The sequence below is a fragment of the uncultured Veillonella sp. genome, assembly GCF_915069625.1.
GTDB lineage: Bacteria > Bacillota > Negativicutes > Veillonellales > Veillonellaceae > Veillonella.
In genome coordinates, this window is sequence record NZ_CAJZFD010000108.1 from 1 (window position 1) to 6,816 (window position 6,816).

Here is a 6,816-nt window from a genome sequence, read left to right on the forward strand (position 1 = left end):
GACCTTTTGTCAATTCTTCGAGATTATCGATTTGAATCATACCCCATACAGGCTGATTTTCTTCAGCTTTAATGCGGGCCTTTTCAAGGGACGTAATATCCTTAAAGTACAGAGCCATGACCGCATGTTCGGCCAATTCATCTTCACTATGAATATCTGGTCGCGTATCGCGAGGATCGATGAATTTATAAATGATTTGGAAATATCTTTCATCATATTTTTCTGTCATAAATCCGGATTTGCCCCAGATTTTATCGATACGGAAGCCAGGTAGCAAAGTAGACATTTTTTGAATCTTATTCCAATCTACTGTAACCCAATCTGCAAAGACACTATTATTCCATACCAAGGTACCTTGTTTATTAACAAGGACAATGCCCATTGGCAAGTTTTGTAAAGCAAAGTTAGAAGCTTGTGTGACGTTTTTCATCATCGCCCCAAACTGTTCTCTTGCTAAACGACGCCGGTTATGAAGGGTATTGTAGTTAACCAAATATGCCGCTACTACGATAATTAATGCTAAAACTGCAACAGCCCAGTTCAAATAGGCCAGCAATAATAACAACAATACGATAACGGTAATAATGGTAACTTCTAAACCTTCCCATTTTCGTTGAAAGGATTTCATAACGGCCTCCTTTCTGTTACAAGCTACGTTTTTGGAAACGTACTCGCATATCTAAAAACATATCTAAAATACCATATATAACAAGTGCCATAGGACTCATCACATACAAGAAGCCTATAACAGCAAACTTAAAGATGCCTGCCAAATTATAAGACTTCATAATGGATAGCAAACATGTAATGCCATTTAGACCACATATCATGCCACCAAATAAGGCAATATTGAGGCCTACGTCTGAAAGAATGCCATTAGCATAGCCTAGATACTGTCCGCCATAAGCAAGGATAATACCTACTGCTAATACACCAGCACCCCAAATCGGCATGCGCCATGTATCCATTGTTGGTAATGTACGCATAACACTATTTGTACGACGACCAATATAGCATACAAGCTTAGCGGAAATATAGGTTACGATTACATTGGCAGCAAACCAGTACGCTAACAGCATACGCTTTGCTTGATCAAAAGCAAAATCTAAGCGGTTAATATACTCATTCATTTGCTCTTGCGTCATAGGTTGCTGTTTCACAGACTCAATAATAGCATTCTTAAGGTCTACATCAATCATATGATTAATCTGAGATAAATCAAAGGATGTAAGTCCTGCAGACACGAGAATCCCTATAAGGCTCGTTAACGTAAGTGCAATAGCTGGTATAACGATGAGCTTACCAAAGGACCAATTGGCTCTGAATGCTTCACCGAGGAAAATACTAGGCAAGGAATATGCCAAGATGGTCGCCATTGCCATTAATGGACCTACTAAAAGGGAAACAAGAACGAATGCTACCACTGATGCAGCACAACTATATCGGCTGCCCCAACGGATACCAATGATTGCAATCCCAGCTGGCGCAACCAAGGTCGCTAACAAACTGAGGATAGGAACCGTAGAACCTACTATGGTTAACATAACAACGATGGCCGATACAAATGCTGTTTCTACCATCGCTCTTGTATTTGTTTGTTTCATAAATCTCCATTCTAAATAAAAGAAGATAGATTAATTGGTATCTTTTAATTATAACAGTTTAAAAAGGTAACTTCAAATACCCTATGTAGTAGATAAATGCGATGGTACCGCTATTTATAGTAGATTTGAAAGGTTCCTTTTAACATGTTAAAAGTACCACACCATCAGGTGCGGTACTTTCATATATTGTATTTGATTATACGTCTTGAATAATCGGCAAGATCATAGGACGACGGCGAGTTTTATCATAGAAGAATTTACCCAACGCGTCACGTACGTTTTGCTTAATAGTGGTCCAATCTTTGATGCGTTGCATTTCGCATTCTTCAAGGACTTGGTCTACACGATGTTCTGCAGCAATCATAAGTTCTTCTGCATCGCGTACGTATACGAAGCCACGAGATACGAGGTCTGGACCAGCTACGATTGTACCAGAAGCTTTGTCCATCGCCATAACAACGATAACCATACCTTCTTGAGCCAATTGTTGACGGTCGCGGATTACGATGTTACCTACGTCACCAACGCCAAGGCCATCTACGAAGATAGCGCCAGCTTGTACACGACCGGCTTTACGGCCACCATCTTTATCGAACTCAAAGATTTGACCATTGTCGCCGATAAGGACTTTCTTAGGATCTACGCCCATAGCAACACCGAGTTCACCATGACGGCGCAACATACGGTACTCACCATGAACTGGGATGAAGTATTCTGGACGAACAAGGTTAAGCATTGTTTTAAGCTCTTCTTGGCTCGCATGACCAGATACGTGGATACCACGATCCTTACCATATACTACATGGCAACCTAGTCGAAGCAAGTTATCGATGGTTCTACCTACAGCACCTTCATTACCAGGAATTGGTGTAGCAGAGATGATAACGGTATCATTCGGTGCCAATTCTACAGTGCGGTGATTGCTAGTAGCCATACGGGACAAGCCTGCCATCGGTTCGCCTTGAGAACCAGTTGTTAAGATCATGATTTGATCATCAGTGTAGTTATGCATTACATCTACGTCGATGATTGTATTTGGTGGAATGTTCAAGTAACCGCGTTCTTGAGCGATTTCTGTAACATTTACCATGCTGCGGCCCATAACGACAACCTTACGGTTATACATAACTGCCGCATCAATAGCTTGTTGAATACGGGATACGTTAGATGCGAATGTAGCCAATACAACGCGGCCTTTCGCTTCGCCTACAGCTTGTTTAATAGCAGGACCTACGGAGCTTTCAGAGCCTGTAGTACCTGGTTTTTCTACGTTTGTAGAGTCGGACATCAACGCTAATACGCCTTTATTACCGAGCTCAGCAAATTTGTGCATATCCATCAAACGGCCGTCAACTGGCGTTTGGTCGATTTTAAAGTCACCTGTATGAAGTACAGTACCGATTGGTGTATCAAAGTACACAGCGCAGGAGTCAGGAATGGAGTGATTTGTTTGGATAAAGCCAACCTTAACTTGACCAATTTGCACTTCATCGCCTGCTGCAATAGTACGAAGACATTTTGGAGATACTTTATGTTCTTTGAATTTGCCTTCGATCAAACCACAAACAAGATTTGTTGCATATACTGGGCAATTGATTTCCTTCATAAGGTACGCCAAAGAACCGATATGGTCCTCGTGACCATGCGTGATAACGACTGCTTTTACGCGATCCTTATTCTCAATGATATAGCTCATGTCAGGAATAACGATATCTACGCCAAGCATATCTTCGCTAGGGAACGCAAGGCCCGCATCAAGAACGATAATTTCATCTTCATATTGGAAGATGGTCATATTTTTACCGATTTCGCCAAGGCCACCTAACGGGATGATTTGGAATTTACCCTTGTTAGCGCCATTTGGTGTACGACCTACTAATTCCACAGGAGCCTCTTGATTGTTGCGGTTTGTGGAACGATTATTTGGACGGTTGTTGTTACGGTTTTGACCATTGCGACCATTATTAGTTCTCGTGTTGCGTGTATTTTCACTACGTTCACCACGTGGTGCACGAGTTTGGCGAGGTTTACGTTCTGTACGTTCTTGACCTTCACCTTGCTCAGCATTGCGACGAGTATTTGTACGGCGTGTCGTATTAGTACGACCACCATTTGCATTTGTACGAGTATTTGTACGGCGTTGGCGTGTTGCGCCTTCACCTTCGCCTGCTGCATGTTGACGAGTACGACCTTCGCCAGCAGGACGGCGTGTATTAGTGCGGCGGCGAGTTTGTTTATGTTCGCCTTCAGCCGCAGCTGTACGAGTAGCAGTTTTTGCTACTGTTGGTTCTGCTTTCACTTGTGCAGTAACCTGATTATCTGTTGTATTCACAGTTCCTCCTAAAATTTTGTTCATTATTTTATTTAACATAGTTTCTTTTCTCACCTATCACTTGAATTGATCTATGCTATGGAGGCCACACAAAGAAAAAGGCGCTAAAATACTAGCGTCTCGTCAAATGGGCGCAAAAATGCGCTATCAATTTTTGCCGTTCCTAGTGTTGTTGTGACCATTTGCCATAGCAAATGAGTATATTGCCATCATTAGACATGTCAGCCGCGACGGGTACGTTCTCTTCGTTCCAATCTAATGAGTTTTGCAATATAATCCGATCGATTTTGATGAAAGCCTCGCTTTCATACGTTATGTCTATTGTAACATAAAAATAGCGTTAACAAAAGAGGGGAACCCCCTTGTTAACGCTAAAGTATAGTTTTAATCATCATTTGGCATAGTTTTGTAAAAACCTTCAATCCGCCAAGCACCATTTTCTTCAATAACAGAAATATAGCGCTTCATCGGTGTGGCTTCCACAAGACCGGCGCCTGTTGTTGTCGTTTGTAGGTTCGCCTCAAAAACAATGCGTTTCAAATCTCCTGTGCGACTCACCCGTGCAGCACCTAAGGACGCTACATCTACCTTTGGCGCTTGTTTCATAGATGCTAGCCATTTTTGTTTTTCTGTCGGATTGGTACTAGCTTGACTAATGATATAGGTGAAAGCCTTATCATAATCCTTATTATTTACGGCATCAAAATAATTTTGTACAGTAGCTCGCGCCGCTTCCGCACTGCCTTCACCAACGATAGAGTTTGTAAGCCATCCGTCAGGAAATACTTCATTAGCTGGACCCATCGAACGTAAAGATACACCAAATACACAAATTACAACCACAAGTATACCTACAAGAACGCGTGTTGTAAGAACACTGCTCGTAGGAGATACTTTCATGATAGATGCCAATCGCTTGTCTATAACAAGATGCTGCAACGCACTACCGTATTGATTGTCTTGAGGCTGACCTTTTAAGCATAATAAACCTAATACGATCAGTGGCCCTACAAAAGGAATGAGAAATAACAACAATGTAGCACTGCTTTTACCCGTATCATGGAGGCGTCGTACAGATAACGCAGCCAAAGGCATCAAGGAAACTAAACTGAGTATGGCAACGATAAGACCTGCTAATCCGATTAGATATGGACCCGTATGGAATATGGCTGTTAAGCCATAAAATACTGCTAGCAAGCCGACAATAGCAATATGCCACAACAATAGAAACTGGAAAAACTCTCTACGAGAGGCACGTCCATCCGTATCCATAAACTTTTTTCCCATTACATAGAGGAATGTATCCTTATAACTCATTTGGTAATGGGCGAAAGGATAGATTACATCGCCTTCTGGCGCGATACGCTCCACCTCTGTTGCCACCGTATACTGCCCACAGGTAGGGCAAAACATAGCCGCCTCATCACAATAATGACGGCAAGCATCACAATAACGTTTCATAAACTTCTCTCCAAAACTCTCTAAACATGCTCTTAAAAGCTCTCTCCAAAATGTTCTCTTAAAAGCTCAAGCTCTTGAATACGTAAGAACTTATCAAACTATATTATCTTAAATACGTATCTACAGCCTCTGCAAACCCTTGTCGATAGAGATTAGCCCCACCGTTTGCAGGGTGGCGCAAGCCAATAGCAGACAGTCCAAATTTGCCCATTGTATCAGCAGACTTTTGCCCTACTGCGAGCATAAGAGGTTCTACACCGCCTAGCTCTAGATGTAACTCTAACAAGCGTTTTGTGTACTCCCACCCCAATTGTTGTTCTCTATCCGTAGGCGTGCGATTCGTCAACGGATTTCCATCCTTATGTGGGTGAAACGGGAATATATTCCACAGCAACGTGTCATATGGGTCGATACCTTTTTCTACGATAGCACTCCACACCACCGTATCAGTAGGTTCATTAAAGCCATCCTTCTGCTGTGTTCCTTTCAATAAAGAACTAGTAGGAGAACTAGTCCGTTCCAATCGAATAGACGTGACATCCTTCGCACGAATGGTTTTGTGCTTATCTAATAGCATTCTCTCACAAGTAATAGCAATACCTGTGAAGCGTCCCCCTTGATACCCTACAGCCTCAGCCACTACAAAAACCTTAGCTCGACCTAAACGAGGCAATAAATAGGCTACCAAATTATCTCGACGCACTTGGGCCGCATCAAAACCATCTGTAACGATCTCTAAATCAGGATTTACCTCTCCCCAAGGATTATGAACGAGACTACCTTGATACTGGGCAAGCCAATCTACAAAACCGCGCACCTTCTCTACTCTCTCTGCATCAAAGGACTCTATATATTCATCAAAAGACATGCTCTTCTCTAACTCAAATAAAGACATACAGCCTCCAGTTTAAATTTCATATGTTATTACCGATATATATCTACTATACATGATAATTACACGAATTGCATAAGAAATATATAGTTATATGTACTACAATCAAGATGTCACCACTCCGTTCTGGGGAAATAGGTACAGAAAGGAGGTGCACCAGTGAAAGATATTCTTATAATCCTTCTAATTCCTATCGTGGTAAATGTGACCAGCTATCTCATTTGCAAGTGGTTAGATAGGAAATTTCATGGTGATTAACCCCGTTAGCTTAGACGATCATAAGCAATAAAAAACTCCCTCAAGTATTTCGCCGTTCTTGAGGGAGTTTTTTTGTGCTAACAGTGAATTCTTATAATCCTTCAGCTACTTATAGTATACATTATTTTAGAATTTTGTCTATTATAATTAAAGAAACCATCTAGGTATGTCGTAGTCCCTAGGTGGTTTCTTTTGTGCACTCAGTGGAGCACTTACAATCTTTAGCTACTTATAGTATACATTATTTTAGGATTTTGTCTATTATCCTC

General features: G+C 41.5%; 4 protein-coding genes and 1 pseudogene. All 5 read right to left on the minus strand.

Annotation, left to right across the window (positions count from 1 at the left end):
• A pseudogene (locus QZ548_RS06620) lies at positions 1–628 on the minus strand (RNA-binding protein); the annotation flags it as partial.
• A 16-nt stretch (positions 629–644) separates the two neighbouring features.
• Positions 645–1,604 (minus strand): DUF2232 domain-containing protein, encoded by a 960-nt coding sequence (locus QZ548_RS06625; RefSeq protein ID WP_295869199.1) that lies wholly within the window; start codon positions 1,602–1,604, stop codon positions 645–647.
• Positions 1,605–1,800: 196 nt separating this feature from the next.
• A complete protein-coding gene (locus tag QZ548_RS06630; RefSeq protein WP_367113076.1) occupies positions 1,801–3,975 on the minus strand; it encodes a ribonuclease J in 2,175 nt (724 codons plus the stop codon).
• 345 nt (positions 3,976–4,320) lie between these two features.
• Positions 4,321–5,397, minus strand: a complete 1,077-nt coding sequence (locus QZ548_RS06635; protein WP_295869202.1) for a DUF805 domain-containing protein — start codon at positions 5,395–5,397, stop codon at positions 4,321–4,323.
• 103 nt (positions 5,398–5,500) lie between these two features.
• Positions 5,501–6,292, minus strand: coding sequence for a uracil-DNA glycosylase (locus QZ548_RS06640; RefSeq protein WP_295869204.1), 792 nt, complete (start codon positions 6,290–6,292; stop codon positions 5,501–5,503).
• Positions 6,293–6,816: the final 524 nt, after the last annotated feature.